Origin of the sequence: Rhodanobacter aciditrophus (genome assembly GCF_050026795.1) — a bacterium.
GTDB lineage: Bacteria > Pseudomonadota > Gammaproteobacteria > Xanthomonadales > Rhodanobacteraceae > Rhodanobacter_A.
The window spans coordinates 184,879-210,949 of the sequence record NZ_JALBWP010000012.1 but is presented as its reverse complement, the minus strand read 5'-3'; the positions used below and the strand labels follow the sequence as shown (position 1 = coordinate 210,949).

Below are 26,071 nucleotides of genomic sequence, written 5' to 3'. Positions count from 1 at the left end.
GAGTTCTTATGCCTATGGTCACGATTCAGATTACCCGCGAGGGCTCCACGCCCAACGGGCGGGCTGTCACCGCCGGAGAGAAAGCTGCCCTGATCAAAGGAACCAGCCTGCTGCTGCTCGACGTCCTCAATAAGCCGCTCGAATCGACCTTCGTCGTGATCGAAGAGGTCGAGATCGAGAACTGGGGGCGCGGGGGCCTGCCCGTAGCCGAGTTCCGCAAGCGGCAGCGGACGAGCCGCAAGTAAATCCGGAGGGCGGGGCGGCCCCGTGCGGCGCCGTCCTCCTCTTACGGCGTGATGGGGACTCCCATCTCCAGCTTCACGAAATACACGGGTAATTGCACCATGAGCACCTTCGAAGCTCGCCATGTTGAAAGTGGTGGACGCGCGTCTGCATTAGGTGTGTGGCAGGCGGTAGTGTCCGGCTTTTGCGCCAGCCTGGCGGGCATTGGCGTCGCGCGGTTTGCGTATACGCCGTTGCTGCCGGCGATCATCGACGCGCACTGGTTCGCGTCGTCGGCGGCGGCCTACCTCGGCGCCGCGAATCTGGCGGGCTACCTGGCGGGCGCACTCTTGGCGCGCCCCATGAGTGAGGCGCTGCCGGTAGCCACTGTGCTCCGCGGCATGATGGTGCTGGCCACCGTCGCACTGTTCGCTTGCGCGCTGCCGGAGTCATTCCTGTGGTTCTTCGTGTGGCGCTTCTGTTCCGGCATGGCAGGGGGCGTGTTGATGGTGCTGGCCGCGCCGGTCGTGCTGTCCCATGTGCCGCCTTCGCGGCGCGGGCTCGCCAGCGGCGTGATTTTCATGGGCGTAGGCGTGGGAATAGCTGCATCCGGGACATTGGTACCCGTGCTGCTCCGCGAGGGCATAACTGCAACATGGCTCGGCCTCGGATTTCTTTCGCTGGTGCTTACAGCCGTTGCCTGGAATGGCTGGGCGACGGCCCCGATGCCCGCAGCTGCAGCCGCGGCGGCGCGGGGACTGCCTGGCCACCGGGTACGCCCGCTGCGAGCGCTTTATGCGGAATACGCCTTGAATGCGGCGGGTCTCGTGCCGCACATGATCTTCCTGGTCGACTTCGTGGCGCGAGGGCTGGGGCAGGGACTTGAGACCGGCGCGGAATACTGGGTCCTGTTCGGACTTGGCGCATCGTTTGGGCCACTCCTCACCGGGCACGTGGCCGACCGCATCGGGTTCACCACATCCCTGCGCCTTGCCTACCTGGTGGAGGCCATAGCTGTCGTGCTTCCGGCTCTCGGACTGGGCACCGGCTGGCTGATGCTTTCAAGTGTCGTGGTCGGCGCCTTTACGCCGGGCATTGTTCCGCTTGCACTCGGTCGGGTGCAGGAACTGCTGGTAGATCACCCATCCGAACGCAAGGCCGCCTGGAGCCGGGCGACGATCAGCTTCGCGGTACTGCAGGCGGTCGGTGCCTATGGCGCGTCCTATCTGTTCGCCAGTACTGAGAGCTATCGCGCGCTGTTCGCGATCGGCAGCACGGCCATGGTGCTTGCCCTCACTGTCGATTTGGTAGTTGGGTCCAACATGCACGGGCGAGAGTCCTGCGCGTGCGCGGGGGATGTCAATTAAGGTGGGTTATCGGGGTAGGGTGGACCGAGGCTGTGCGAAATCGAATGACTGGCACTCGACCGATGACCGATAGTCGTAGATGCAGATCAACAGGCCCGTCGCAGGACTCCGGTCAGCGCTGTGCCTGGCGCGACCGTGTTGAACACGGTGCCGTACTTCTTGACGTTCTCGTGCAGCAGTTCGAGCCGGTGTTCGCTCTCATCGGTATCGATCAGAATCTCGTAATCGATGGATTCCATTCGTGGCGGCGCATCCTGACGTACGCCGCGTACTCGAACCTCCACACCGCGCAAGTGAAATTTGAGGATTGGCGTAACGCGCTCGATGCCCTTGATGATGCACGCAGAAAGTGCCGCCAGTAGCAACTCGGCCGGATTGAAGGCATCGCGACGACCGGCCAGATCGGTGTCCAGCGTGATGTCAGCATCCTTGCAGTGCGCCACGCCGCCGTGCGCATCAACGCGCCTCGCGCTAACACTGAATGTCATCTTTTTCGAAATCTCAGCCATGGCTTTTCCTCAGATAACCTCTCAGCGGCGAATCTCGCCATATCCAGCGTCTACCTTCGCCCGAGGTGCGATCTGACGCTGGGCCAGCGAACGCATGGCCTGGTCGATCTGGGCCGCGGCCTGGGCGGCGAATTCCGGTCCCGGGGAATGTGCGGTCCTGCAGTCGTCTCGACCAGGAATCCCGTGCTTGGATTCTAGCCCGGCAGGGGCAAACCCGCGCGGTGGGCAGACGGGTATCTCGCGAGGCCAATCTTGACCATGGTGAACACGGCGGCGAACGTGGCGGATGTCACGGAGGTTGCGCACCTGCTGCATGGCAAGGAACGGCAGGTGTTCGGCGATGCCGGTTACATTGGGGCGGAGGAGCGGGCACCGAAGCGGGGTCGGAAATTCTGGATCGCGGCCAAGCGTAGCGTGGTGAAGGCCATCGACGACCCCAAGCTGCGCGCGATCACCGCGCAGTTGGAGCACGTCAAGGCGTCGATCCGCGCGGCGGTGGAGCATCCGTTCCGGGTGCTGAAGCGGCAATTCGGTTACGTGAAGGTGCGCTACAAGGGCCTGGCCAAGAACGGCGCACAGGTGACGACGCTGTTCGCGCTGGTGAATCTGTGGATGGCGCGCGGGAGGTTGTTGCAGCCGCAGTAGGATCATTGCGTTACAGGGGGCAGCAGCGGCGCGAAGGGCGACGGGATTTGGCCGGGAAAACGGCGTTTTCTGCCGGAGCGGGATCAATCGCACGTCGAGGCTACGTGGCGGCGATTGATCAGACCTTCCCTAGTGGAGAAATACCGCCTGGATCGGGATCTGTACGAAACCCTACAACGTGGTCCAGCACAACCCCATCTAAGGCTCTTGAAGCGCGACCGGACAGAACCATTGATATCGGTCATGATCGACGCGGCCGACATTGCCAGCAACACCAATCCGAGGTGTTCTCCGAGGGGCATGATGGCGGCGTCGGCGCGTTCTCACAAAACGAGACCGTCCATTTGCCGGACGTAGGAGCCGCACGACCTGCTTCTTCTCTTTTGCCGAGGGGTTGATATCTCCGCTGGCCAGACCCGTCCTACCGCTCATCACTGTACCCGCACCGGCCACCACGAATCGCCGGCAGCCGCACGATACCGACCGCATCATGAACTGTGAGGGTGGTAACACCCCATCGGTGATGTCCCCATTCTGCATCTCCAAAGGGCTCCCCATGTCTCTCTGGCGTAGGAGCACTCGTTCTTCACTGGCTTACTTAATACGCGCGGGAATTACTAATGAACCATTACCGCCTACTCCCCCGACTGGTCACCAGCTGCCTGTTGACCTTCCTCGGTGTATCAAATTCGCAGGCCGCCACCACGACAGCAACTACCCTCAATGTCTTTGCCCCCGGGGTAATTTCCGGCCCGGCCAACGATGCCGCAGCCACATTCATGCCGGATGGCCGCACCGTCTTTTTCTTCCGCAGCAATGGTGTCGACTACGACATCATGACCTCGCGCTTCGACGGCAAGCGCTGGCTGCCATCGCGAGTGGCGCCATTCTCTGGCCGCTGGCGTGACCTTGAACCGGTGGTTTCGCCCGACGGGCGCTTTCTCGTCTTTGCCTCCAACCGCCCTGTAGACGGCAGCAACAAACCACTCGACGGCCACTGGAACGACAAGCTATACGCCGAACGCGGAGGAAACCTTTGGCGCGTCGACCGTCGAGGCAACAGTTGGAGCCGACCGGAGCGCCTTCCAACCATCGTCAACCGCTTCGATTCCACGTTTAGTCCCGCACTCGCGCTCGACGGCACGCTGTACTTCATGGCTGCCACCGGTGCACATGGCCGCTTCCGCCTGTATCGCACGCCATTTGCGCGCGGCCAATACGGTACGCCAGAGCCGCTACCTTTCAGCACCGGCCAGTGGTCGGACATGGACGCTGCGGTGGCACCAAATCAGTCGTTCATCGTGTTTGCCTCCACTCGGCCACCGACACCGGCAGACAAGGCCGAGGTCTTCATCTCGTTCCGCCATGGAAAGCTCTGGAGCCGCCCGCAGCCAGTCGGCGCGGCCATCAATATGCTGGCTCCGATCATCGAACTGCGTTTAGGCGCAGACGGCCATACGCTCTACCTGACCAGCCGTCACGTCATTCCCCCCGCAGGCTATCCAAAGAGCGTCGCCGAAAGCACGGCTGGCCTCCATCAGATGGACCGCTGGAATAACGGCAGCGCCAACATTTGGAAAGCCGATCTGGCACCGCTGTTACCGACGCTGCGCGCGCGCGCGACATGGCCGGCTCCCTCCCAACCCATACCGCTCACGAACGATTAGTCGTACTGCGTTCTCGCGCTTGAGGAGGAAATCGGTGGCTATGAAGCGGTGGGGCGCGCCGCGGGTGATATTTCGCCCTTGTATTCAGGTCTTGCGCGGCTCCTCGGGCCTATGCCAGCCAGATCGCTTATGCCGAGAACGCCACACGCGCTTGGGACATGGCGCTCTATGCTCTTCCGCTCGAGCCGGGCGACCGGATAATCACCCCCAGCTCCGAATATGTCTCGAACTACCTAACCTTCTTGCACCAGGCGCGTCGCTGTGGCGAGGCATCACCCAGGACCAAGTCAACGCGGCCGCGGACAGGCTGGTCGCCGCCGGCGACAAACCGACCGTGGAAAAAGTGCGCGCGGCCTTGGGCACCGGCTCGCCGAACACGATCACGCGCATGCTGGACACGTGGCGCAATGGGTTGGCGGAGCGCCTGCAGAACGTTCTGCAGCTTCCAGAACTCCCGGCGGAAGCAGGGCAGGCCATGACCGCGCTCTGGAAGTTGGCCGTGGCGCACGCGGAACGCCTCCTCCAAGCCCGGCTGGCCGAGGACCGAGCCGCCCTTTCGGCGAGCGAGGCCCGTCTCCAGGAGGAACGGGCGCACTGGACGGCCACCTTGGCCGAAGCCGAAGGTGGCCAAGCGCTATTACTTCACCCAGGATCTCAGGCAGGCGTAGTTCTGGCGCTTCATGACGTGTGCCCCCCTACCTTTCCACCGAAGAGGTAACGCAATGGACTTGAAGACGTGGCAAGCAATGACCCGCAAGGGCATCGATGAAGCCCTGACGCGATCCCTAAGCAGGGAAGTCTTCGGCGGCTGGCAGGAGAACACGATTACGTGCGAGGTGCTCGCAGCAATCCATACGACCGAACTCATCACTTGGTCCGGCAACGGGGTTCGCGCAGGCTACCGCGTATTCAAGGCGAGCGGAGCGCACGAAACCGCCAACGGCGACATCGCGATGTGCATCGAATTCGAATCGACCGCTGGCAACAAAGCCGTCGCTACCAAATATTTTGAAGCCAAGAAACGCTACCTGAAGAGCCGCAGCTACGATGCCCTTGACGACGATCAACTTAGCCGCATGCAGCTAAAGCCTGGCCACGAGGTCCTTCTGTACAGCTTCGCGGAGGAATTTGAGGGCGCGCGAACTGGACAGGCATGGAGCCTTCCTACACCGCTCGCCATGCTGCTCAAGGAAGGCGGCCCGGGCGCGTTGCACGGTGGCGCCAGTTCGTTCTGGGTCGCCTTGCAACTGGCTCTCTATGGACGGGGCTTGAACTGGGACCCGGACGCGGCCGATGCCTTCGCGGGCGCCTATTCAGGCTTCTCAACCGAACCTGGTTTCGGAATCGTGGCCCGCGTCGGCTCACCCGATTTTGTGAACGAATTGGATCACAGCCTTGGGCCGGAAGGGTACGTACCGTTCAGCAAATCGGATTGGTCCGAAGACGACGACACGCCTAAGGGACCAGGCTCCACCAACAGGTTTAGATAGCGACTAGTTGAACGTGAGGGACAAAGCCGCGGTGCGGTGAACCACTGCGGCGTGTGCTGCCGACATCGTTGGCAGATTGGCGCCTGGCGGCCCGCGAGGCCAGGTAATCTAGGCTTGGGCGCCGACCGAGCAGCGCCTTAGCGGCATAGAAACTTAGGCAGAGTTTTTCCGGTTGCACAAGTTTGCTGGCAGTTGGCGCCGGTGGCATACGTTTCTTGGCTCAAGTTGCATAAAACTTCGGTCGATCCGGCCTAAGTTTCTTGGTCGCATTCACATGGGAAGGCGCAAGCTTTATCAATCAAATCAATGAGTGGCGCGAACATCTGCGTTTGGTCACGAACCCAAAAGCCTGACTCCGAGCGTGGCGAGGCGCTTCCAGAATTGGACATAATATACATTATGCGCAATCAAGGAGACGCCCAAGGTCAAGGCTAGGCGCCCTCGGACGCGCACCTGGTACCTCTCCCCTGAGGGCTTCCGCGAGCTTCGGCACAGCTGCTTCCTGAGCCCCAAGGCGTGCGCCGAGTTTCTGGGCGTGTCGCTGCGGACGGTACGGCATTGGGACGCCGGCCGCTGCCGGGTGCCGTGGTCCGTGGTCCGGCTGTTGCGCCTGCGGCGGCTGGGCGAGATCGGCGGCCTGCATGCCGGCTGGGACGGCTGGATGTTGAACAGCCGCACCGGCGAACTGGTGAGCCCGAACGGCTACGCCTTCCAGCCGCAGCGCCTGGCCTGCTGGACGGTGGTCTGTGAGCAGGCCCGGTTGTGGCGCGAGGACTATGAACGCCGCGCCCTTGGGGGTGTGGGGGCCTTGGCCCCCGCGAGGCCGCAGGCCGTGACGCTTCAACCCGAAGTCTGGGAGGCGGAAGTCATCACCGAAGCGTTGCCCTCCCCTCCGATCGAAGCCGATTCCACGCTGACCGCTCTGCTCGCCCTCGGGCGCGCGTTGGAGCGTGTCGACCTTCTGGCGCCCATGCTCCGGCTACTTCCCGCCGAGAGAGCCGCCACGCCGGCAGGCGCCGGTACAGCCGAGCAGGCGCCGCCGCCTGCCGGCGTGGCGGCGACTTCGCCGGCTCTGGCCGGAGGTGGCCGCCAGAAGGTGGATGCGGCTCCGGCCGACTTTAGGTACCTGCGGGCTGTGGATTCCGGCCAGGTCATCGACCCGGTAAGCTCTGCGGATGCTCGCCGGCCTGACTCCCCCGCCCTCGACCCTCTCTCCCGCACCGCGCCAGCTCGCTGGGTCCCGACGTTTAACAAGGGACTAAAGCCCGAAATCTGGTGTCAAACTGGTGGCAATCTGCCACCACACGGTCTAAGCTCACTTCCTGCCGATACCACACCGGAAGGAAGCCTATGAGCACCAGCACGCTACGCCTCACCGACGAACTGCAGGCGGATGCCAGCCGCTATGCGGAACGCCTCGGGATTTCCCTCAACGCCCTCTGCGCGGTCGCCTTGCGCGACTACCTGGACGCGCGTGTGCCGTTGGCACCGCTGCATCAGGGCGCGGCGGTGCCAACGGTAACCCGGCTGTCCGGGACTAAAGCCGCTTCCGCCCTAGATGCACTCAGCCTGCCACCGGGCAGGAGTCAATTTGCAACCAGTGTGACACCGCGCGTCAAGGTTGGTGCTAACGACCCGTGTCCGTGCGGTAGTGGCGAGAAGTTCAAGCGGTGCCACGGGAAACCGGGCACCTGACAAGGTGAGGCCCCCGTCTGCCTGCTAGCTCGGCGGGGGCCTCGGGTACAACTACAGCAGGGGCGTGAGCCCCAAGGGATCATCGCATGAAAGCGCATGAACGTCGGCAACAGGAACGTATCGTCGGGATCTGGAGGGGCCTCCTCGCCAAGCTGGTTGAGCTTGGCCCGGAAAGTGAGTCGCGGGAGGATTTGGACGGGTACGGCGAGGTTAAGGATTATCTCCTCGACCGCATCGCGGTCGTGGAGAAAATCCTGTCGCGGGACGCCCGGGAGAGGAAGGGAAAAAGGGCAAGAAAACCTGCTTCGTCGCGCCTTAATGGGAACGGTTTGCACGCCGGAGAAAATGCCGCTGATAATCCCGTCTCGGCGGAGGTTGCAAATGGCTGAGGAAACCGGCGTCAGGTATACATTATGCGCAATTAGAGAGGCGCGCTGCTTTCAGGCATGAAAGCGCATGGCCACGTCGCAGCGCTGGTAATGGGAACCAAAGAGCCGCATCACCTCCGGGTCATGCTCGAACCCCAGCTTTTCGTAGAGGTGGACGGCGGCGGCACACTTGCGGTTGGTCAGCAGGTAGAGCTGATCGGCGATCCCCATGGTTCGGGAGCGCTCGATCGCCTTGGTCAGCAGGAACTCGCCGACCCCGCGTCCGCGCGCGGCCTTGGAGACTCCCATCTTGGTCAGCTCCCACCAGCCGCCGTCCGACTTCATGATCGCGCACGTCCCCACCACGCCGAGGTCGGGGGTCTCGGCGAAGAGGATCGCACCTCCCTGGTCGATGATCTGCTTTCGCGGTTCGGACAGCAGCCGGATGTCGTGAGCCTCCAACGCGAACATCTCTTCGATCCATTCGGCGTTGATCCGATAGAACGCCTCGGCCAGCTCGTCCGAGAAGTCCCGCACCGTCAGTTCGGGGGCCAGGGTCCGATCCGTCAGTGACCGGTGGTCGAGTTGTGTCTCCACCTCGGCGATTGCTTCCAGAAGCTCCCGATGTCGCCCACCGCAAACCGCGATCGCAGCGGTCTCCACCCGTGGCCAGAGGCCATGTTCAAGGCGATCCATCAGAGCAGCGCCGGCCGGCGTGAGCGACAGCAGCTTGTGACGCCCATCCCGTCCCGTGGGACTGACGCTTATGAGGCCTTCCTCGACCAGTGCCTGCAGGCCGCGGGTGGCGGTCGGCTGGCTGATCCGCAGGTGCCGGGCGATCGCGCCGACCGTTCGCGGACCTTCCCGGCGCAACACCGCGAGCAGCGGCTGTTGGGCAGGTTGAAGCGGCAAATCCATCTTCTGAAGGATCGCGCTCGCCTCGGTTTGCAGTCTGTCCCCAAGTCGTTTCAGGCGACTTCCGAGGAACAGCACGCCGAGGTCTGCCAGGGTGTCGGTGACCATAGCCCATGTCTCGCCCAATAAATATAGCTAGCTATATACATGGCGATCTAAATGGACGTCAAGCTGGCAGTTCGTGCCCATCCCCTGCCGCCGCGCCTCGCCGGACGACGGCGCAGACCCTAGTCCTTGTCGGGAGCTCGGCTGCGATGTTTTGACGTTGGGGCATGTCCTGCCGCTGTTGCAACGTCGTGTCGCGGACCGGCCGGGCGACGACCGCTGCGGCAACCTTGGAGCAAGCCTTGATCACGCGCCTCGGCGCGCTGGCCGCTGCCGGATCGTCCCTGCTGCGCTCGGACAACGGAGCAGCAGGAGTTCATCACTCCGCGCTGCCCGCAGCAGAACGGCATGGTCGAACGCGCTATCCACACGCTGAGGAAGCCATGCGCGCATCGGCACCGCTCCGGGAGCCTGCGGCGTGCAATGCGGGCGATCGGCGACTGGATCGCGTTCTGCAACCACCGGCGCCCGCGCCACGCGCCGGGGTAGCGGCGTGGCCTGAGCAGGAGCTGCCGGGTCATCGCACGATCCCAGGCGGCTCGGGAGGGACGTGCGGTCGACCTATTTCACTTCACGCCAGCTGCCGTCCGGCTGCCGGCATGCGGTGCCGTAGATCTGCTGGCGCTGGCCGCCGACGATCGCGTCCATGGTGTATTCGCGGCACGGGCCGCCACTTTCCTCGTAGGTGCGGGTGGGCGTGACCTCGTACTGGTTGCCAGTATCCGGATTGCGCCACTCGGTGGGCACGCCGGTGCGCACGCCTTCAAGCACCTGCGCCGTTTTCAGGCGGTCGGTGTCGTCCATCGAGCGACCCATCGCGCCACCCAGCATCGCGCCCGCCACCGCGCCGACGATGGTTGCGGCTGTGCGGCCGCTGCCACCACCGATCTGATGACCCAGCACTCCGCCCAGTGCGCCACCGATCAGCATCCCGCCCTGCTCCTGGGTTGGCGGCGTGGCGCAAGCAGCCACCAGCAACCCCAGCGAGAGCCCCATCACTCTCTTCATCATGCATGCCATGTCATTGCTCCCGTCGGCACCGCGCTGGGACGCGGAGCAAACACGCCCGCGTGGCGGCCGTCGCGGTGATGACGGCACGCGCGGGAAATTCTGCGCGGAGCGCACAGGTGCCCCGGTTGATCCACGTCAAACGACGTGGCCGTAAACGGAACATGGCACGTAGTCGATGCGTGCGCTCCGCGGGGCACAAGGTCTACCCGCCTTCTCGCTGATGCCTGCGGCGTCGACGTTTAAACAGGCGCGGATTCCCGGCAGGTCATCGTCCAGCCCCTGCAATGCCCCCGGGCCACAGGCCGTTGCCGCGGCAGACGGAGCGGTTCAGCGTTCGACCACATCGGGACCGCCGCCTTCGGTTGATTACAGTCAATACGACTGCCGGCATGTCACCTAGGCTGAGGCGATCCCTGGCACACGAGGCTGGCCCATGCCCCGCATTCCATCCGTTGCAGCCCCGGCAAGCACAGGGAGGCTGCGTGCGGAGAGGCCGGTGGATGAGGCGACGGCAGCAAGCGGGGGCCAGCCACAGTCCGGCCCTTCCCCATGACCGCGCTGACCTTGCTGGCCTATATCAGCGCCGCCCTGCTGCTTCAATTGCTGGCGGGCATCGGCATGGCCGTGTGGCGGCGGCGCCGTGGCGAGGCCGGCGCCATGCCACTGCCTGCAGCACCGTCCGCCCATGTCGCCTGGACGGGCTGGCGGGAGTTCCGGGTGGTACGCCGCGAATTCGAGGACTCCAGCCACAGCCAGTGCTCGTTCTATCTGGCACCGCTGGATGGCGCGATGCTGCCGCCGTTCCTGCCCGGCCAATTCCTCACCTTCGCCGTCAACGCCGGAGCCGGGCAAGGCAGTCCGCTCGTGCGCTGCTATTCGCTCTCCGAACTGCCGGACCCGGTGCACTACCGCGTCACGGTCAAGCGCGCGCTGGCGCCGCCAGGCCAGCCGGAACTTCCGCCCGGAAAGGTCTCGAACCACCTCCACGACACGGTCCAGGTTGGCGACGTGCTCAAGGTGAAGGCGCCGACAGGCCGGTTCGTGCTGGATCCCGCCGCCGATATGCCCGTGGTGCTGATCGCAGGTGGCATCGGCATCACCCCCTTGCTGTGCATGCTTCGATGGTGCCTCGCCGAGCGGCCCGGGCGCAGCGTGCATCTCTACTACGGCGTGCGCACTGCGCAGGAGCTGGCGTTCGGGGAACTGCTGGCGGAACTGGCGCGAACCCACCCAGCCTTCCACCTGCACGTGGTGTGCAGCAATCCCGCGACCGATGACCGCAACTGCCCGCATACCGGATACATCGACGTGCCCTTGCTGCGCCAGACCCTGCCGGCAGGGCACCACCAGTTCTACGTGTGCGGACCGACGCCCATGATGGAGAGCCTGGTGCCGGCGCTCGCCGACTGGGGCGTGCCGGTGCAGGACATCCATTTCGAGACATTCGGGCCGGCCTCCATCCGCCTCGGCGCCACCGGAGCCACGCAAGACCAGGCCGAGACGAACGCACGGTTCGAGGTGGCGTTCCGCCGTTCCGGCCGGACCCTGACCTGGGATGGGCAGGACGCGTCGCTGCTCGATTTCGCGGAACGCCACGGCGTCTCCGTCGAATCAGGCTGCCGCGCCGGCAGTTGCGGCAGCTGCGAGACGGTGCTGATCGAGGGAACCGTCGGCTACGCGCATACGCCCGACTACCCGGTAACCCCAGGCCGGTGCCTGCTGTGCGTGGGCATCCCGCGATCGCCACTGGTGCTCGACGCATGAGCTCGATGAAAGCCCAATTGCTTCTGCGCGAGGTAGTGCCGTTCATGCTGTCGCTGGCCTTGCTCGCCGGCCTGGCGCTGCTGCTCGATGCCCTGCTGCACTACCTCGGCCTGGTCTGGGTAGGCCGCTATCTGGGCATTCCCGGGGTGCTGCTGATCATCGGCTCGTTTGGCTACTCGTTGCGCAAGCGGCAACTGATTCACGTGGGCCAGCCATTGCTGCTGCTGCGATTGCACCAGCGCATGGCCTGGCTCGGCTCGCTGCTGGTGCTGGTGCATGCCGGCATCCACTTCAACGCGATCCTCGGCTGGCTGGCGGTGTGGGCGATGCTCATCAACTTCGGCAGCGGCCTGACCGGGAAATTCCTGCTGGAACGCTCGCGCAAGCGCCTGCTCGCAGTCCGGGAAAAGCTGCAGCGGCAGGGCCTGAGCGACGCCGACCTCGACGAGCGCCTGCACGTCGACATCATGACCTTCGATGTGGTCAAGCAATGGCGCCGGGTGCATTTCCCGATTGCCCTGGCGTTCGGCGTGCTGGCGCTGGCCCACATCGTCAGCATCTTCCTGTTCTGGGGATGGAAATGAAGCGCCGCTGGCTGCTGCTGGTGATCGGATTCGACCTGCTGGTGCTGCTGGGGCTGGCCTTTGTCTACCCGAACCTGATGATCAGCCCCGGGCCGCTGACGCCAGCCCATGCGGCCCTCGCCGACGATTGCTTCGCCTGCCACGCGCCGCTGCGCGGCGCAGCTGCGAATCGCTGCACGGCCTGCCACGCAGTGGCCGATATCGGGCGACGCACCACCACGGGCATCCTGATTCCTCCCAAGGCGGGCAGGTTGCCGTTCCACCAAGCGTTGGCGCGACAGGACTGCATGGCCTGCCATACCGAGCATGCGGGAGTAAAGCTCACCCAGCCGCCCCACCCCGTGTTCACCCACACGCTGCTTGACGGCGGCATTCGCGAGCGCTGCGCCAGCTGCCACGCGCCACCGGCCAACCCGTTGCATCGGCAAGTTGGCGGCAACTGCGCCCAATGCCACACACCCGAGCATTGGAAGCCTGCTGCGTTCAGACACAGCCTGCTCGCCGTCGACGTGCAGCAGCAATGCGCGGCGTGTCATGCGCCGCCGAAGGACGCCCTGCACCGGCAGATCGACGGCAACTGCCAGCAGTGCCACGGCACTGCGCAATGGAAACCCGCCACCTTCGACCACGCCCGATACTTCCCGCTGGTGGGCGAACACAACGCTCCCTGCGCGACGTGCCACGCCAGCGGCGACTTCAGCCGCTATACCTGCTACGGATGCCATGAACACACCCCGGAGAAAATCCAGGCCGAACACCGGGAGGAAGGAATCCGCGACACCACCGATTGCGTCAGATGCCACCGTCGTGGCGACGCCGAATCCGGGCGCGAGGACGACGACTGAGACGGGGGCGCGTGCAGGCCTTGCGGACGCGGGCACCCTCGCACTCATCACACCTGCCCTGCGCCGCCATCCGCCACGAGTTCGATGCCCGTGACGAAGGACGATTCCCCGGACGCGAGGTAGAGCACCGCCCTGGCGATGTCCGCTGGCGTGCCCATGCGGCCCATCGGCACCGTGGCGCGCAGCTTGCGCTTGAGTTCGCCGAGATTGCGCGCAGTCAGCCAGCCCGCCGAGCCCGGGCGTGTCGATCGGCCCCGGGCTGATCACATTGACGCGGATGTCGCGGTCCTTCAGGCGGCGTGGCGCCGTGGAAATGGAAATGCCACTTGTCGCGCAGCAGCCACACCTACTACCACATCGCCGATGCCTGGCAGCAACGCATCCATGAACACGACGCCGTCGACTTCGTGGGGGTACTGCGCGGCGTAGGCGCAGGCCACCATCAGGCCGAGGTCGTGGCCGACCAGGTTCACCTTGCAGAAGCCGAGCTTCCGGACCAGCGCGTGGATGTCGCGTGCCACGGTGGCCTTGTCGTACCCCTTGTCGAGCATGCCGGAGTCGCCCACGCCCGGGAGGTCCGGGGCGATCACCACCCTGCCCTCGCCCAGCGTGTCCGTCAGCGGACGCCACACGCGGCTCGTTTCGGTGTAGCCGTGCAGCAGGACGACCGGAGTGCCGTTCCCCGCACCGGGTTCGAGGGAGTGCAGCGTCACGCGTTCGTGTGACCGCATAGCGGCCTTGCGCGATGGGCCTCCTGCCGCCGCATGGCCATCGGCACGATGGGCGCGGTGGCGGCGAAGAACGGTGCCACGGCTTGTCGAACAGGACTCGCGGCGCCCCCCGCAGGTAGCCACCGTTGCCGCGCGGATCGCGGCAACGGTGGCTGCGACGTTACAGCTGGCTCATGCCGCCGTCGATGACGATCTCGCTGCCGACGATGAACGCCGACTCCGGCGACGCCAGGTGCAGCACAGTGGCGGCGATTTCCTCCGGGGTGCCGAAGCGCCCCAGCGGCACCTGCGCCTGGATCTGCGCGGCGGTCGCTTCCAGCGTCGCCTTGTCCAGGCCCAGCTTGCCGTACAGCGGCGTGGCCACCGGGCCCGGGCTCACCACGTTGACGCGCACGCCGCGCGGCAGCAGCTCGGCCGACAGGGTCTTGGCCAGGGTGATCAGCGCGGCCTTGCTGGCGGCGTACACCGACGAATTCGGCATGCCGATGTGCGCGTTGATCGAGCCGTTGATGACGATGGACGCGCCGGCGTTCAGTTGTGGCAGCAGCGCCTGCAACTGGAAGTAGGCGCCCTTCACGTTGGTGTCGAAGCTCTGGTCCCACAGCGCCTCGTCGACGTCGGCGAACGGCGCGAACCTGGCGCTGCCGGCGTTGATGAAGACGGCATCGAGCTTGATCGACTGCGCGGCCAGGTCGCTGGCGAGCTGACGCGCCTGGGCGACCGAGCCGGCGTCGTTGCGCAGGGCGATCGCGTTCGGACCCAGCGCCGACAGTGCCGCGGACAGTGCCTTGGCGTCGCGGCCGGTGACGACCACGCGGGCGCCTTCGGCCGCGAAGGCCCTGGCCGCGGCCAGGCCGATGCCGCTGCTGCCGCCGGTGACGAGGATGGATTTGTTGGCGAAACGGTTCATGGTGAGCTCCTGGTTGGAAAGGACGTTCGGTGGCTTGCTTGAACGTGGAAGCATGCTGCGCCGGGCCGCGCGCTTTGCCGTACCATCGGATCGACGAACTCGTTCGAAGAGATTGCACATGCTGACCGAGGACGAACTGGCCCTGCTGGAAGCCATCCGCGAGACCGGCAGCCTGTCGCGCGCCGCGGCGCGGCTGGGACGGGCGCCATCGACCGTCTCGCACGCCGCGAGGCAGCTCGAATCGCGTTTCGACGCGCTGCTGTTCGACCGCCGGCGCTATCGCCTGCAGCTCACGCCGGCTGGCCATCTGCTGGCCGAGGAGGCCGCGCGGTTGATGCACGACGTCGCCCGCCTCACGCGGCGCGTGAAGCAGGTCGCGGGTGGTTGGGAAGACCGGCTGCACATCGTCACCGACGAGGTGCTGGAGTTCGATACGCTGCTACCCGTCGTGAAGGCCTTCGACGCGCTGAAATCCGGGGTTGGCCTGCGCATCACGCACGAGGTGCTCGGCGGCACCTGGGAGGCGCTGCGCGACGGTCGCGCCGACCTGGTGATCGGCGCCACCAACGAGCCGCCGGTGATCCCCCAGCTCCGCTGGTTCGAGCTTGGCCGGATGGAATGGGTGTTCGCGGTGTCGCCGCGGCATCCGCTGGCCAAGGCAGACGAGCCACTGAGCCAGCAGGAGGTGAGTACGCATCGCTCCGTGGTGGTCGCCGACTCCTCGCGCGGAACCAGCCGGGCCTACGGCGTGCTCGGCGGCCAGGCCACGCTCGCGGTGCCGACCATGCACGCGAAGATCCTCGCGCAGCGCGACGGGTTGGGCGTGGGCTGGCTGCCCCGGCACCGCGTCTCCGCCCTGCTCAAGGGCGGCGCGCTGGTGGAAAAGGCGATGGCCGACCCGCGCGAGCCGAACGTGCTGTTTGCCGCCTGGCGCGGCGACCACGAGGGGCGCGCGCTCGCCTGGTGGCTGGAGCAGATCCGGCAGCCTCGGCTTGCCAGGCGGCTGATCGACGGGATTCCGGTACCCCTCTGAGCGGCCCATGCAGGGGGCCCGGAGTCCGCACTGCCGGCGGGTTCCCGGCCGGAAACCCGCCCGTTGAAAGTCGCGCCGGCCCGTTCCTGTAGTTGACCGGGCCGGCCGGCGTTGCCGTCAAGCCGACCATGGGGAGAGGCACCATGCATCGCGCCGCCTACGGTCGTCGCCCCGCATCGTCCTTAAGCGGCTCGGGCGTGGCTTGTCCAAAAGCGCCCGGCTTGTCCCGGATGCTCATGGATGCGCATCGCCCGGCCGCCGCCGCTTGCGCCGCCCGCTCCAGGCGATTCAAGGCGCGGCCGGACACGATTCGGCAAGCGCCCCGCTCTCCGCAGCGCGGGCGAGATTGTGGCGAATGGAATCCTCGGGGGTTTCCCACAACTCGCCGCGTTCGGCGCAGCGCGCACCGAAGTCGAACAGCGCGTGCATGTGCTCCGGGCTGAAATCGACGAAGCCCGCCTTGGGGTATGCGGGCGGTATCTCGGTGAGCCGGAACCGCATGTGCTGCCGATGGGCGTAGTCCATGGCCAGCAGCAAGCTTTCGCGCATCTTGTAGGTGAGGTCGGCGTCGAAACTGCGCGACAGCACGTCGATGGTGTTCAGCGGCGTCTCCAGCGGCTTCTGGGCCAGCTTGCCGTTGACGATGACGTACAGATTCACCGGCAGCCTGCCGGCCTTCCCCGCCGGCAGCAATTGCGCCACGTGCGGCGCGGCGAACAGCGACGTGGTGATGCTGCCGTCCACGTGCATCTCGTCATAGTCGCGCCCGTCCTCGCGCACTTGGATCAGCACCGGCGGGAAGATGCCGGGCACGCTGGCCGAGGCCACCAGCACTTCGCGGAACAGCTTCAGCGCCGGCTTGCCGCCCTGCGCCGCGATCTCCCCCATGTTCCACAACACGGTTTCGCGCTTGTCCAGGTCGGTGGTGGCGACGAACAGCAAGCGCCCCTTGCGCCACCCGGCCGCCACCGCCTGCAGCATGGCGTCGGTGACATAGTGGTCGACCAGTCGCTGCAAGGCACTGTGCCGTGTGGCGCCGCCGGGGAAAAACAGCCGCGCGATTACGGTACGTAGCTTGCCGTGCATCAGGTCGAGTCTCGGGTTGCCATCGAAGGCGGCCTTCAGCTCCGGATCCCACTCCGGACCGAGGAAGGCGAACGGCGCAAGCAGCGCACCGGCGCTGACGCCGGTGACCACCTCGAACTGCGGCCGCTGGCGGACTTGCGTCAGGCCTACCAGCGCTCCCGCGCCAAACGCTCCGCCTGATCCGCCGCCGGAGAGCACGAGATAGTCGATGCTGCCGTCGTCCGCGGCCTGCGCCAGACGACCGAAGACCACCGGCATGCGCCGGTTGTATGTCGCGCGATCGATGGTGAGCAGGCGGATGTCCGGCGGAAATCCCGCAGGGGCGGCACGCGGCGCCAGTTCGGGAGGCGGCGGCAATCGCGGCGCCGACGCGCAGCCGCAGAGAACGCCGAAGGCGGCGCACAAGGCGGAAGCATGCGCAATGCGGACCATGCCCTTTCCTCCGGCGACCAGCGTCCATCTGGGATGGTATCGCCCGACGACGCAGCAGCAACAGCATGTGGCAACCGCCTCGCGTCATCAAGCGGGCGGAGCGCCGCCCGCACGGTGGCTCCGGGACGTAGCCACACAATGCGTCTTCGACCGCCAGCCGGTCGCTGCGGAGCGGCGCTGCCCGATGAGAGCGACGTCCCGCGCGACCGGCTTCCACGGTACAGTCCGCACGCGGCGAAGGACACCGGCCACCACAGGCAAGTCGCCATCGACCATGCACGACACTGCTCTCGTACTGTTCCGGCGCGACCTCCGACTGGCCGACCAGCCCGCGCTGGTCGCCGCCTGCGCCGCACACGAACGGGTGCTGCCGGTGTATCTGCACGCCCCGCACGAGGAGGCGCCCTGGGGGCCCGGCGCGGCCAGTCGCTGGTGGCTGCACCGCTCGCTCGAAGCCTTGCAGCAGCGCCTCGCGGCGCAGGGCGCCACGCTGCACGTCGCGCGCGGCGACAGCCTGCCCACGCTGCGTGCGCTGATCGCTGCCAGCGGCGCCTGCGCGGTGTACTGGAGTCGCCGCTACGAGCCTGCCGCGATCGCGTGCGACGCCCGACTCAAGGCGGCCTTGCGCGCCGACGGCAACGCCGTGCACAGCGTTCCCGGCAACCTGTGGTGCGAGCCGTGGCAACTGGCCACGGCAGAGGGCCAGCCCTATCGCGTGTTCACGCCGTACTGGCGCAAGCTGCGTGCGCAACTGACGGACGAGCCGCCCTTGCCCGAGGTGCGCGCCCGCACCTGGCTGCGCTTGCCCGGCAGCCTGCCGCTGGAGGCGCTGGAACTCCTGCCGCGCATTCCCTGGGCCGACGGACTGGCCGGGCAGTGGCAGCCCGGCGAAGCCGGCGCGCAGGAACTGCTGGAGGTGTTCGCCGACGACGCCCTGGCCGACTACGCGGACGGCCGCGACCTGCCCGCGCGACACGGCACCTCGCGCCTGTCGCCGCACCTGCATTTCGGCGAGATCACGCCGCGCCAGATCCGGCACGCCCTGCAGGCGCGCGCCGGGCGCAACGATGCACGCCGCCGGCCCGACCCCGAACCCTATCTGCGCGAACTGGGCTGGCGCGAGTTCGCCCACCACCTGCTCTACCACTTCCCCGGCACGCCCACCGAAAACTTCAACCCGCGCTTCGATGCCTTCCGCTGGGTCGACGACGATGCCGCTGCCCTGCGCCGCTGGCAGCGCGGCCGCACCGGCATCCCGCTGGTGGACGCCGGCATGCGCGAGCTGTGGCACACCGGCTGGATGCACAACCGCGTGCGCATGATCGCGGCAAGCTTTCTCACCAAGAACCTGCGCCAGCACTGGCACCACGGTGCGCGCTGGTTCTGGGACACGCTGGTGGACGCGGACCTCGCCAACAACACGCTGGGCTGGCAGTGGGTCGCGGGTTGCGGCGCCGATGCCGCACCGTATTTCCGCGTGTTCAACCCGTACACGCAGGCGGCGAAGTTCGATCCCGAGGCGGCCTACCTCAAGCACTGGCTGCCCGAGCTGGCCGCGCTGCCGGCGAAGCTGTTGCACGAGCCATGGCGCGACCCGGCGGCACTCGCCGCCTGCGGCTATCCCGCGCCCATGGTGGACGTCGGCGCCACGCGCGAGGCGGCGCTGGACGCATGGCAGGCGTTGCCGTCCCGCTGAGCGGGCAGCGCCGAAGCGGCATCCAATCGGGCCGTCCCACCGTATGCAGGAAGGCGGCAACGGGTGCCGCGCCGCTGCCGGGTATCGACGTGAAACGCATGAGCACCATCCTCGCCATTGCCCTGCTGGCCATGCTCTCGCTGACGGCATGCGCGGGCACGACCGACCCGATCCCGCCGGTACACGGCGTGGACCTGTCCCGCTACATGGGCCGCTGGTACGTGATCGCCTCGATTCCCACCCGCTTCGAGCGCGGCGGCCACAACCCCGTGGAGACCTACAGCCGCAGCGCGGACGGCACGATCTGCACCTGGTTCCGCCAGCGCCCCGGCAGTTTCGAGGCGCCGGTGAAGCTGATCCATTCCACCGCCAGCGTGGTGCCCGGCAGCGGCAACGGCGAATGGCGCGTGCGCTTCTTCGTGTTCCTGCGCACCCAATACCTGGTCGGCTGGCTGAAGCCGGACTACAGCCAGGTGATGGTGGTGCGCGATGCCCGCGACTACCTCTGGTACATGGCGCGCACGCCGCAGGTTTCCGACGCCGACTACCAGGCCATGCTGAATCGCGCCAAGAGCATGGGCTACGACGTCGCCAGGATCGCGAAGGCGCCGCAGCGCTGGCCGGAGAACAACCCGGATAGCCACACCTTCGGCGGCGCCTGCCCATGAGATACCTGGTTGCTCTGCTTGCGTGGACGATGCCGGCGGTGGCCTGGCTGTCCAACAGCGGACTGTTCGGGCCCACCAACGGCGCGATTTCCGACCGCTATCCGACCCTGATCGTGGCCGCGGGCTACGCGTTTGCGATCTGGGGTCCGATCTTCCTGCTGGACGTGCTCTACGGCACCTGGCAGTGCCTGGACCGACGGAACGACCCGGCCTTGCGGCGGATCCGGCCGTTGACGGCGGCGGGCTTCGCGCTGACGTCGCTGTGGATGGTGGTGTTTTCGCTGCAATGGTTCTGGCTGGCACTGGCCATCATCTGGGGCAGCCTGGCCTGCCTGCTGGCTGCCGCATGGCAGGTCTCGCGCACGGCCCGGCACGCACGCGGCCCGTGGTGGCAATGGATGCCGCTGTCGCTGCACGCGGGCTGGGTATCGCTGGCGGTATTCCTCAACGTGGCGCAGGTGATCGTGGCCTTCCGCCTGCTCCCGCTCGCACACATGCTGCCGTGGACGCTGGCGCTGTTCGCGCTGGCGGCCGTACTGGTGCTGACCGCCATCGCCCGCATGGCCGGCAATCCCTGGTACGCGTCGGCGGTGGTCTGGGGCCTGCTCGGCGTGTACGCCAGGCAGCATGCGTCAGACCTGGCTGGCGCCGGCGTCGCGGCATGGACCGCCCTGATCCTGGCTGGCGTGGTGGCGGCATGCTCGCTTTGGCACAGCCTCGGAATGCGACGCCAGCCATCGGCGCGCTTCGACTGACCGGCGCCACCCGTGACCGTGCTGCGCCTGCTGCTGGGCGACCAGTTGAACCCGCAACACGCGTGGTTCGCGAGCGTCGATCCCGACGTGCTCTACGTGCTGATGGAAGTGCGCCAGGAGACCGACTACGTCCTGCACCACGCGCAGAAGATCCTGGCCATCTTCGCCGCCATGCGCGAGTTCGCGCGGCAGCTGCAGGCGGCCGGACACCGGGTGCGCTACCTGGCGATCGACGATGCGGACAACCGGCACGCCATCCCTGGCAACCTGGATCGCCTGATCGGCGAGTCCGCTGCCACCGCGTTCGAATACCAGGCCCCGGACGAGTGGCGCCTGGACCGGCAGCTCGCCGACTACGCGCACGGACTGGGCATCCCGGCACACATGGTGGATACCGGGCATTTCCTCACCCGGCGCGAGGATGCCGCCGCGTTCTTCGGTTTGCGCCGGCGCTGGACGATGGAGCCGTTCTACCGGCAGATGCGCCGGGTGCATCACGTGCTGATGGAACCGGACGGGCAGCCGGCCGGCGGGCGCTGGAACTTCGACGCCGCCAACCGCAAGGCCTGGCCCGGCACGCCGGCCGAGCCGCCGGATCCGCGAGCCTGCCACGACCATCGCCTGTTGTGGCAGCGCATCGTCGCCGCCGGCGTGCGCAGCTTCGGCCAGCCGCAGGCGGAGGACTTCCGCTGGCCGATGAACCGCGCCGAGGCGCTGCTGCAGCTGGATGCCTTCGTGCGCAACGCCTTGCCCCATTTCGGCGATTACCAGGATGCGATGAGCCGTCATGCGCGGCAGCTGTTCCATTCGCTGCTTTCCTTCGTGCTCAACGTCAAGATGCTCTCGCCGCGCGAGGTGATCGCGCGCGCGGAGGCTGCGTGGCACGCGGGCGAGGCGCCGTTGGCCGCGGTGGAGGGTTTCGTGCGGCAGATCCTCGGCTGGCGCGAATACGTGCGCGGCGTTTACTGGACACGCATGCCGGCCTACGCCACAGGCAATTTCTTCGGCCACGCGCGCCGCCTGCCGCACTGGTTCTGGACCGGCGCCACGGGCATGAACTGCCTGCACCATGCCATCACGCAGTCGCTGGAACATGCGCACGCCCACCACATCCAGCGACTGATGCTGATCGGCAACTTCGCCCTGCTGGCCGGACTCGATCCCCACGCGTTGCACCGCTGGTACCTGGGCATCTACATCGACGCCTTCGAATGGGTCGAGCTGCCCAACACGCTGGGCATGAGCCAGTTCGCCGACGGTGGCCTGCTGGCCACCAAGCCCTACGTTTCCGCCGCCGCCTACATCCGCCGGATGGGCGACTACTGCAGCACCTGCCACTACCGGCAGGCGGACCGCACGGGGGAACGCGCCTGCCCGTTCAATGCCCTGTACTGGGATTTCCTGGGGCGCGAGCGCGCGCGTCTCGCGCACAACCCGCGCCTGGCGATGCCGTACCGGCAGCTGGACCGCATGGCGCCGGCACGACTAGACGAGCTGCGTGCACGCGCCGCAACCCTGCTGTCCCGCCTGGACGAACTGTGACGGCCGCCGGTCCGACGGGATCCAACGCGCGCCTGGCTACGTAGAAACACGGGTAGCCCCCGATGTGCCTGCACGCCGGGACTCCGTCCCGCCAGCGACCGAGGAAGACCATGTCCACGCCCATGCCGAACATCCCGCACCTCTCCCACCTGCCCGCCGCCTCGGTTTCGCAGCGCGTCGGCGAGCGCTTGCGCGCCGCAGGTGCGCGATTCCACGCCAACGACAACATCGCGGACTACCTGGAAGCCGGCGAACTCGAGGCGATCGAGCAGGAAGTCGCCTGCAAGGTGCAGGCGCTGCTGCGCGCGTTGGTGATCGACGTCGAGCACGACCACAACACGCGTGAAACCGCGCGCCGGATCGCCAAGATGTTCGTGCGGGAAGTGTTCGCCGGGCGCTACCAGTTGGCGCCCGCCGTCACCGAGTTTCCCAACGCGGAACGCCTGAACGAACTCATGGTGGTGGGGCCCTTGCGCGTGCGCAGCGCCTGCTCGCACCACCTGTGCCCGATCATGGGACGCGTGTGGATCGGCGTGCTGCCGAATGCCGGTTCCAACCTGATCGGCCTCTCCAAGTACGCACGGCTGGTGGACTGGGTGATGAGCCGCCCGCAGATCCAGGAAGAGGCCGTAAGCCAGATCGCCAACCTGCTGGAACAGCGCCTGCAGCCCGACGGCGTCGCCGTGGTGATGGAGGCGGACCACTACTGCATGCACTGGCGTGGCGTGAAGGACGACGAGGCGCGCATGACCAACAGCGTGATGCGCGGGGCGTTCCTTGGCGATCCGTCGCTGCGCAAGGAGTTCCTGAGCCTGTTGCCCCGGCACGGGGCATGAGTCCGCCCGGCCCGGGTCAGCGCGATGCGAAGGCGCTGATCTGCCGGTTCTCCACGATCGGCGGATAAGGCGCTCCGGCACGGACCAGCGCCAGCATGCAGCGCCCCAGCGCCTCGGTGGTGGTGAAGCTTCCCGGCATCAGCTTCTCCGCCAGCGCCAGCACCGGCGCACCCAACCGGTAGATGCCGCGCCGGAAGCGGTGCGGCGAACGTTCTCCCTGGGTTGGCCGGATCCCGCCCGGGCGCAGGCAGGTGGACGCCAGGCCGACCCGGGCTGGCACCTGCTCGGCCTGCCCCTTGACGCGCAGGGGCATCCAGCGGCTGCCTGCGTCGGCAGCCGCGCCGGAGACGTAGACCAGGTAGCCGCCAGGATTGGCCCTGGCGAACGCCGTCGACACACGCTCCAGCACGCCCACGGTCGCCTCCCGGTACGCTTCCTCCGAGAGCAGCTGGGGCAGCGGTCCGGCGCAGTAGAGGCAGGCGTCGAAGCCGCCGAGATCCAGTCGTTCCAGTGCGGCAGTCGAGAAGTCCGCCACCTGGATCACGCGCACGCGGGGTGACGCAGCGGGGAACGGGCGGCGCACCAGCACCGTCACCTGCGGCTCCCCGGGGTCCTGCAGCAGCACCTTGAGCACGCCCTGCCCGACCAGCCCGGTCGCCCCCACCAGCAGAATATTCAGTGCCATTTCCCGCCTCAGGCTCGGCCGCGACAACGTCGCGAACAGTACTTCACGCTTTCCCAGTCACGCGACCATTTCCGCTGCCAGACGAAGCTGCGCCCGCATGTCACGCAACGCTTGCTGGGCAGGTCGTGTTTGCTGCGCATGCGGGGCATCGGGTGCGTCCTATTTCGAGGCGATCGCGCCGCGACCGCCATCCAGGCCCATGACCTGCCCGGTGATCCAGTCCGCCCGCGACGAGAGCAGGAAGGCCGCCAGATGCGCGGCGTCCTCCGGCTGCCCGAGCCGCGCCAGCGGATGGGTCGCAGCGATCGCATCGCGCATCTTGGGGCTGGCGACCATGCTGCCGGCCAGAGGGGTCTGCGTCAGCGACAGGGCCACGGCGTTGACGCGGATCGCAGGCGCGAATTCGGCAGCCAGCGACCGCGTCAGGCCGTCCACCGCCGCCTTGGCCATGCTGATGGAACTGTGCATCGGAAAGCCGCGCGCGGCGGCCACCGAGGAAAACAGCACCACCGACACACTCGCGGTACTGGCCCGCAGGGCCGGCAATGCCGCCTGGATTGCCAGCGCGGCTCCCGCGGCGTTCAGGCGATAGTCGCGCTCCAGATCGGCGGTCGTGATCCGCGCCAGCGGGCGGAGATTGATGCTGCCCACGGCGTATACCAGGCCGTCCAATGTCTGTGGTGCACGCTCGGCGACACGGGCGAAGGAGTCGTCGTCGAGCACGTCCGCCGCCGTCCAGCCCGCCCCCAGTTCATCGGCCAGCGCTTTCAGGTCCGTCGCGTTTCTCGCCACCAGGTGGAGCCGGTGGCCTTCGCTGGCGAGCATCCGCGCCAGGCATGACCCGACGCCGCCGGTGGCTCCGTAGATCAGGACGGCAGAAGACACGGCAGGATCCCAAGGAAGCGTTGCCGCCTCTTACGTGGATCGGGCCCCGGCGGATGCAGGTCGAGCCGATATCCGCCGGTATCAGTGCCAGGATTTGCAGGCGCGACGAGGCCAGGCGCGTGCCGCTGCCGCTGTTGCGACGCCCGGCCTGTTCAGGCGCGGATGGCGGCCTTCAATGCCATGCCGGGCTCGAGCAGATAGCCCGCGTTGACGACGTGCCACAGGCCGGCGGGCAAGGCCGCCGCAATCGACGCTCAAAGCCGATGGTGCCGGGCACGGCGACCGACATCGCGTGTGCCCGGCAGGATCACAACCCGACCAGCGGCTGCAGCTTGCGGGCCAGCCAGCCGGGGAAGCGCAGCGGTGCATCCAGCGCGGCCACGCAGACGCAGGGCACGCCGGGCGCGGTGATCGGCTGGTGCTGGATCTCGTTGTCGAGGTCGGCGACATCGCCGGGCGCATAGTGGCCGAGCGCGTCGTCGTAGGCGCCCTGCAGGATCTGCGTGAGCTCGGTGCCCTGGTGGCTGTGGATCGGCATGCTCTTGCCCGGCGCGATCTTGAGCAGGATCAGCGTGTCGCCGCTGCCGCGCGCGGCGCGGATCATGTGCACGCCCGGCGCCATCCAGCGCCAGCGCAGCGCGCGCCAGGAACGGCCAAAGTACGGCTGCAACGGCCGCGGCAGGCAGTCCGCGTCGACAGGCGCATCGGTCGATCGCAGGCGCCCGTCGGCCGCGTCCGCCTCGAGCTTCGGCTCCTCTTCGAGCAGGTCCAGCATCGCTTCGCGCAGGCGGGCGCCGCGCGCGGCGTCGGCATCCGCTGCAGGCTGCTGCTGGCCCAGCAGGGCGCCACCGATGCGCTCGGCCTCGGACAGGCGCTCCCGGCAGAGCCGGCACACTTCGATGTGGGTGGCCGCCACGGCGGCCATTTCCTGCGAGAGCGCGCCCGCGGCGAAGCTGACCACGGTGGCCTGGTCGAGATGGTGGCGCGGGTTCATGCCTGCCCCCTTGCGCCGAGCTGCAGGCGCAGGAATGCGCGGCGCAAACTGGATTTGACGGTGCCCAGGGGCATGCCGAGTTCGTCGGCGATTTCCTGGTGGGATTTGGCTTCGAAGTAGGACATGCGGATCAGGCGAGCTTGGATGGCCGGAAGGCGTTCGATGCGGTTCTGCAGGTCGGCGTGCGCGGCGTGGCTTTCGGCCGAGGAAAATTCGTCGGCGTCGTCCCTGTCCAGCCACCCCGGCTCGTCGTCCATCGGCACCCAGCAGGGCTCGCGGCGCACACGGTCGATGTGCAGGTTGCGCGCGATGCGGAACAGCCAGGTGGACAGGCCGCTGCGCGCGGCATCGTAGAGGCCTGCGCGCTGCCACAACCGCAGCAGGGCTTCCTGGGCCAGTTCCTCGGCGACCGCCTCGGGCGCACCCATTCCCCTCAGGTAGAGCCGCACGCGCGGTGCGAAGTGGTCGTAGATGCGCATGAAGCAGTCGCGGTCGCGCTGCCGCGCCACCGCCTCCATCTGGGCCGACCAGTAGTCGGCATCCCGTGTCTGGCTCTCGCTGCTCGACATGGCTCGCGCCACCTCGAATGGCGACAGGCTTGCTGGGTGATGGTGGAAATTCATCTTAGGGC

General features: G+C 67.1%; 30 protein-coding genes and 1 pseudogene. 19 read left to right on the top strand and 12 right to left on the bottom strand.

All coding sequences use genetic code 11. The features are described 5' to 3' along the window. The first annotated feature begins 8 nt into the window (after positions 1-8). Together ACQGNW_RS14015 and ACQGNW_RS14010 are read left to right on the top strand one after the other, a co-directional pair. On the top strand, positions 9-245 hold the full coding sequence (locus ACQGNW_RS14015) for a tautomerase family protein (protein ID WP_426663830.1): 237 nt from the start codon (positions 9-11) through the stop codon (positions 243-245). A 99-nt stretch (positions 246-344) separates the two neighbouring features. Continuing rightward, positions 345-1,589, top strand: coding sequence for a YbfB/YjiJ family MFS transporter (locus tag ACQGNW_RS14010; RefSeq protein WP_426663829.1), 1,245 nt, complete (start codon positions 345-347; stop codon positions 1,587-1,589). A gap of 86 nt (positions 1,590-1,675) precedes the next feature. Here the strand turns inward: ACQGNW_RS14010 and ACQGNW_RS14005 are convergent, their stop codons facing one another. After that, the gene (locus tag ACQGNW_RS14005; protein WP_426663828.1) at positions 1,676-2,098 is read right to left on the bottom strand and encodes an OsmC family protein; all 423 of its coding nucleotides are present in this window, start codon (positions 2,096-2,098) and stop codon (positions 1,676-1,678) included. 267 nt (positions 2,099-2,365) lie between these two features. Here ACQGNW_RS14005 and ACQGNW_RS14000 point away from each other — a divergent pair. The 7 genes and pseudogenes from ACQGNW_RS14000 to ACQGNW_RS13970 all read left to right on the top strand — a co-directional run. Beyond that, positions 2,366-2,731, top strand: a pseudogene (locus tag ACQGNW_RS14000) (transposase); the annotation flags it as partial. 632 nt (positions 2,732-3,363) lie between these two features. Next, on the top strand, positions 3,364-4,410 hold the full coding sequence (locus ACQGNW_RS13995; protein ID WP_426663827.1) for a TolB family protein: 1,047 nt from the start codon (positions 3,364-3,366) through the stop codon (positions 4,408-4,410). Between the two features lie 40 nt (positions 4,411-4,450). Then, positions 4,451-5,128, top strand: coding sequence for a DNA-binding protein (locus tag ACQGNW_RS13990; protein ID WP_426663826.1), 678 nt, complete (start codon positions 4,451-4,453; stop codon positions 5,126-5,128). A 4-nt stretch (positions 5,129-5,132) separates the two neighbouring features. Further along, the gene (locus ACQGNW_RS13985; protein WP_426663825.1) at positions 5,133-5,900 is read left to right on the top strand and encodes a hypothetical protein; all 768 of its coding nucleotides are present in this window, start codon (positions 5,133-5,135) and stop codon (positions 5,898-5,900) included. 406 nt (positions 5,901-6,306) lie between these two features. Next, the gene (locus tag ACQGNW_RS13980) at positions 6,307-7,254 is read left to right on the top strand and encodes a VC1465 family Xer recombination activation factor (RefSeq protein ID WP_426664773.1); all 948 of its coding nucleotides are present in this window, start codon (positions 6,307-6,309) and stop codon (positions 7,252-7,254) included. Beyond that, positions 7,251-7,595: an SEC-C metal-binding domain-containing protein gene (locus ACQGNW_RS13975; protein WP_426663824.1), complete on the top strand. Its 345-nt coding sequence runs from the start codon at positions 7,251-7,253 to the stop codon at positions 7,593-7,595. The genes ACQGNW_RS13980 and ACQGNW_RS13975 overlap by 4 nt, the downstream gene beginning before the upstream one ends. An 86-nt stretch (positions 7,596-7,681) precedes the next feature. Continuing rightward, positions 7,682-7,984, top strand: coding sequence for a hypothetical protein (locus tag ACQGNW_RS13970; protein WP_426663823.1), 303 nt, complete (start codon positions 7,682-7,684; stop codon positions 7,982-7,984). A gap of 51 nt (positions 7,985-8,035) precedes the next feature. On the opposite strand, the gene ACQGNW_RS13965 is transcribed toward ACQGNW_RS13970, so the two are convergent. Next, the gene (locus tag ACQGNW_RS13965; protein ID WP_426663822.1) at positions 8,036-8,986 is read right to left on the bottom strand and encodes a bifunctional helix-turn-helix transcriptional regulator/GNAT family N-acetyltransferase; all 951 of its coding nucleotides are present in this window, start codon (positions 8,984-8,986) and stop codon (positions 8,036-8,038) included. A 345-nt stretch (positions 8,987-9,331) separates the two neighbouring features. On the opposite strand from ACQGNW_RS13965, the gene ACQGNW_RS13960 reads away from it, so the two are divergent. Next, positions 9,332-9,472, top strand: a complete 141-nt coding sequence (locus ACQGNW_RS13960) for a hypothetical protein (protein ID WP_426663821.1) — start codon at positions 9,332-9,334, stop codon at positions 9,470-9,472. A gap of 72 nt (positions 9,473-9,544) precedes the next feature. Here ACQGNW_RS13960 and ACQGNW_RS13955 read toward each other — a convergent pair whose 3' ends face one another. Then, a complete protein-coding gene (locus tag ACQGNW_RS13955; RefSeq protein WP_426663820.1) occupies positions 9,545-9,994 on the bottom strand; it encodes an RT0821/Lpp0805 family surface protein in 450 nt (149 codons plus the stop codon). Between the two features lie 549 nt (positions 9,995-10,543). Here ACQGNW_RS13955 and ACQGNW_RS13950 point away from each other — a divergent pair. From ACQGNW_RS13950 to ACQGNW_RS13940, 3 genes are read left to right on the top strand one after another with little or no spacing between them, the layout of a single operon-like run. Continuing rightward, positions 10,544-11,758, top strand: a complete 1,215-nt coding sequence (locus ACQGNW_RS13950) for a 2Fe-2S iron-sulfur cluster-binding protein (protein WP_426663819.1) — start codon at positions 10,544-10,546, stop codon at positions 11,756-11,758. Positions 11,759-11,763: 5 nt separating this feature from the next. Beyond that, a complete protein-coding gene (locus tag ACQGNW_RS13945) occupies positions 11,764-12,342 on the top strand; it encodes a hypothetical protein (RefSeq protein ID WP_426663818.1) in 579 nt (192 codons plus the stop codon). After that, on the top strand, positions 12,339-13,187 hold the full coding sequence (locus ACQGNW_RS13940; protein ID WP_426663817.1) for a cytochrome c3 family protein: 849 nt from the start codon (positions 12,339-12,341) through the stop codon (positions 13,185-13,187). Before ACQGNW_RS13945 ends, ACQGNW_RS13940 begins: the two co-directional genes overlap by 4 nt. Before the next feature lie 47 nt (positions 13,188-13,234). Here the strand turns inward: ACQGNW_RS13940 and ACQGNW_RS13935 are convergent, their stop codons facing one another. From ACQGNW_RS13935 to ACQGNW_RS13925, 3 genes are all read right to left on the bottom strand, one after another. Continuing rightward, positions 13,235-13,345 (bottom strand): SDR family oxidoreductase, encoded by a 111-nt coding sequence (locus ACQGNW_RS13935; RefSeq protein ID WP_426663816.1) that lies wholly within the window; start codon positions 13,343-13,345, stop codon positions 13,235-13,237. 132 nt (positions 13,346-13,477) lie between these two features. Next, the gene (locus ACQGNW_RS13930) at positions 13,478-13,900 is read right to left on the bottom strand and encodes an alpha/beta fold hydrolase (protein WP_426663815.1); all 423 of its coding nucleotides are present in this window, start codon (positions 13,898-13,900) and stop codon (positions 13,478-13,480) included. 178 nt (positions 13,901-14,078) lie between these two features. Then, positions 14,079-14,828 carry an SDR family oxidoreductase gene (locus ACQGNW_RS13925; protein WP_426663814.1) on the bottom strand — a complete coding sequence of 250 codons (750 nt, stop codon included), beginning with the start codon at positions 14,826-14,828 and terminating at the stop codon, positions 14,079-14,081. 118 nt (positions 14,829-14,946) lie between these two features. Here ACQGNW_RS13925 and ACQGNW_RS13920 point away from each other — a divergent pair, with 118 nt between their 5' ends. Further along, the gene (locus ACQGNW_RS13920) at positions 14,947-15,861 is read left to right on the top strand and encodes a LysR family transcriptional regulator (protein WP_426663813.1); all 915 of its coding nucleotides are present in this window, start codon (positions 14,947-14,949) and stop codon (positions 15,859-15,861) included. Between the two features lie 288 nt (positions 15,862-16,149). Here the strand turns inward: ACQGNW_RS13920 and ACQGNW_RS13915 are convergent, their stop codons facing one another. Next, entirely contained in the window at positions 16,150-17,379 is a 1,230-nt protein-coding gene (locus ACQGNW_RS13915) for a patatin-like phospholipase family protein (protein ID WP_426663812.1), read from the bottom strand. A gap of 274 nt (positions 17,380-17,653) precedes the next feature. Here ACQGNW_RS13915 and ACQGNW_RS13910 point away from each other — a divergent pair, with 274 nt between their 5' ends. The 5 genes from ACQGNW_RS13910 (at position 17,654) to folE (ending at position 22,876) form a co-directional block, all read left to right on the top strand. Next, positions 17,654-19,075 (top strand): cryptochrome/photolyase family protein, encoded by a 1,422-nt coding sequence (locus ACQGNW_RS13910; RefSeq protein ID WP_426663811.1) that lies wholly within the window; start codon positions 17,654-17,656, stop codon positions 19,073-19,075. Between the two features lie 98 nt (positions 19,076-19,173). Then, positions 19,174-19,743 carry a lipocalin family protein gene (locus ACQGNW_RS13905; protein WP_426663810.1) on the top strand — a complete coding sequence of 190 codons (570 nt, stop codon included), beginning with the start codon at positions 19,174-19,176 and terminating at the stop codon, positions 19,741-19,743. Beyond that, positions 19,740-20,498: a hypothetical protein gene (locus ACQGNW_RS13900; RefSeq protein WP_426663809.1), complete on the top strand. Its 759-nt coding sequence runs from the start codon at positions 19,740-19,742 to the stop codon at positions 20,496-20,498. The genes ACQGNW_RS13905 and ACQGNW_RS13900 overlap by 4 nt, the downstream gene beginning before the upstream one ends. A 12-nt stretch (positions 20,499-20,510) precedes the next feature. Further along, the gene (locus tag ACQGNW_RS13895) at positions 20,511-22,040 is read left to right on the top strand and encodes a cryptochrome/photolyase family protein (RefSeq protein ID WP_426663808.1); all 1,530 of its coding nucleotides are present in this window, start codon (positions 20,511-20,513) and stop codon (positions 22,038-22,040) included. A 110-nt stretch (positions 22,041-22,150) separates the two neighbouring features. Next, positions 22,151-22,876 (top strand): GTP cyclohydrolase I, encoded by a 726-nt coding sequence (folE, locus tag ACQGNW_RS13890; protein WP_426663807.1) that lies wholly within the window; start codon positions 22,151-22,153, stop codon positions 22,874-22,876. 16 nt (positions 22,877-22,892) lie between these two features. Here folE and ACQGNW_RS13885 read toward each other — a convergent pair whose 3' ends face one another. The 5 genes from ACQGNW_RS13885 to ACQGNW_RS13865 form a co-directional block, all read right to left on the bottom strand. Further along, on the bottom strand, positions 22,893-23,561 hold the full coding sequence (locus ACQGNW_RS13885) for a Rossmann-fold NAD(P)-binding domain-containing protein (RefSeq protein ID WP_426663806.1): 669 nt from the start codon (positions 23,559-23,561) through the stop codon (positions 22,893-22,895). 8 nt (positions 23,562-23,569) lie between these two features. Beyond that, complete coding sequence (locus ACQGNW_RS13880; RefSeq protein WP_426663805.1) at positions 23,570-23,701, bottom strand: DUF2256 domain-containing protein; 132 nt, start codon at positions 23,699-23,701, stop codon at positions 23,570-23,572. Between the two features lie 19 nt (positions 23,702-23,720). Further along, complete coding sequence (locus ACQGNW_RS13875) at positions 23,721-24,446, bottom strand: SDR family NAD(P)-dependent oxidoreductase (RefSeq protein ID WP_426663804.1); 726 nt, start codon at positions 24,444-24,446, stop codon at positions 23,721-23,723. Between the two features lie 307 nt (positions 24,447-24,753). Then, entirely contained in the window at positions 24,754-25,440 is a 687-nt protein-coding gene (locus ACQGNW_RS13870) for a ChrR family anti-sigma-E factor (RefSeq protein WP_426663803.1), read from the bottom strand. Next, positions 25,437-26,063 (bottom strand): sigma-70 family RNA polymerase sigma factor, encoded by a 627-nt coding sequence (locus ACQGNW_RS13865; RefSeq protein WP_426664772.1) that lies wholly within the window; start codon positions 26,061-26,063, stop codon positions 25,437-25,439. The genes ACQGNW_RS13870 and ACQGNW_RS13865 overlap by 4 nt, the downstream gene beginning before the upstream one ends. Positions 26,064-26,071 lie beyond the last annotated feature (8 nt).

Coding starts and splice junctions, on each gene's coding strand:
- ACQGNW_RS14015 (WP_426663830.1), top strand. CDS start 9: ATGCCTATGGTCACGATTCAGATTACCCGCGAGGGCTCCACGCCCAAC.
- ACQGNW_RS14010 (WP_426663829.1), top strand. CDS start 345: ATGAGCACCTTCGAAGCTCGCCATGTTGAAAGTGGTGGACGCGCGTCT.
- ACQGNW_RS14005 (WP_426663828.1), bottom strand. CDS start 2,098: ATGGCTGAGATTTCGAAAAAGATGACATTCAGTGTTAGCGCGAGGCGC.
- ACQGNW_RS13995 (WP_426663827.1), top strand. CDS start 3,364: ATGAACCATTACCGCCTACTCCCCCGACTGGTCACCAGCTGCCTGTTG.
- ACQGNW_RS13990 (WP_426663826.1), top strand. CDS start 4,451: ATGAAGCGGTGGGGCGCGCCGCGGGTGATATTTCGCCCTTGTATTCAG.
- ACQGNW_RS13985 (WP_426663825.1), top strand. CDS start 5,133: ATGGACTTGAAGACGTGGCAAGCAATGACCCGCAAGGGCATCGATGAA.
- ACQGNW_RS13975 (WP_426663824.1), top strand. CDS start 7,251: ATGAGCACCAGCACGCTACGCCTCACCGACGAACTGCAGGCGGATGCC.
- ACQGNW_RS13970 (WP_426663823.1), top strand. CDS start 7,682: ATGAAAGCGCATGAACGTCGGCAACAGGAACGTATCGTCGGGATCTGG.
- ACQGNW_RS13965 (WP_426663822.1), bottom strand. CDS start 8,986: ATGGTCACCGACACCCTGGCAGACCTCGGCGTGCTGTTCCTCGGAAGT.
- ACQGNW_RS13960 (WP_426663821.1), top strand. CDS start 9,332: ATGGTCGAACGCGCTATCCACACGCTGAGGAAGCCATGCGCGCATCGG.
- ACQGNW_RS13955 (WP_426663820.1), bottom strand. CDS start 9,994: ATGATGAAGAGAGTGATGGGGCTCTCGCTGGGGTTGCTGGTGGCTGCT.
- ACQGNW_RS13950 (WP_426663819.1), top strand. CDS start 10,544: ATGACCGCGCTGACCTTGCTGGCCTATATCAGCGCCGCCCTGCTGCTT.
- ACQGNW_RS13945 (WP_426663818.1), top strand. CDS start 11,764: ATGAAAGCCCAATTGCTTCTGCGCGAGGTAGTGCCGTTCATGCTGTCG.
- ACQGNW_RS13940 (WP_426663817.1), top strand. CDS start 12,339: ATGAAGCGCCGCTGGCTGCTGCTGGTGATCGGATTCGACCTGCTGGTG.
- ACQGNW_RS13935 (WP_426663816.1), bottom strand. CDS start 13,345: ATGGGCACGCCAGCGGACATCGCCAGGGCGGTGCTCTACCTCGCGTCC.
- ACQGNW_RS13925 (WP_426663814.1), bottom strand. CDS start 14,828: ATGAACCGTTTCGCCAACAAATCCATCCTCGTCACCGGCGGCAGCAGC.
- ACQGNW_RS13920 (WP_426663813.1), top strand. CDS start 14,947: ATGCTGACCGAGGACGAACTGGCCCTGCTGGAAGCCATCCGCGAGACC.
- ACQGNW_RS13915 (WP_426663812.1), bottom strand. CDS start 17,379: ATGGTCCGCATTGCGCATGCTTCCGCCTTGTGCGCCGCCTTCGGCGTT.
- ACQGNW_RS13910 (WP_426663811.1), top strand. CDS start 17,654: ATGCACGACACTGCTCTCGTACTGTTCCGGCGCGACCTCCGACTGGCC.
- ACQGNW_RS13905 (WP_426663810.1), top strand. CDS start 19,174: ATGAGCACCATCCTCGCCATTGCCCTGCTGGCCATGCTCTCGCTGACG.
- ACQGNW_RS13900 (WP_426663809.1), top strand. CDS start 19,740: ATGAGATACCTGGTTGCTCTGCTTGCGTGGACGATGCCGGCGGTGGCC.
- folE (WP_426663807.1), top strand. CDS start 22,151: ATGTCCACGCCCATGCCGAACATCCCGCACCTCTCCCACCTGCCCGCC.
- ACQGNW_RS13885 (WP_426663806.1), bottom strand. CDS start 23,561: ATGGCACTGAATATTCTGCTGGTGGGGGCGACCGGGCTGGTCGGGCAG.
- ACQGNW_RS13880 (WP_426663805.1), bottom strand. CDS start 23,701: ATGCGCAGCAAACACGACCTGCCCAGCAAGCGTTGCGTGACATGCGGG.
- ACQGNW_RS13870 (WP_426663803.1), bottom strand. CDS start 25,440: ATGAACCCGCGCCACCATCTCGACCAGGCCACCGTGGTCAGCTTCGCC.
- ACQGNW_RS13865 (WP_426664772.1), bottom strand. CDS start 26,063: ATGAATTTCCACCATCACCCAGCAAGCCTGTCGCCATTCGAGGTGGCG.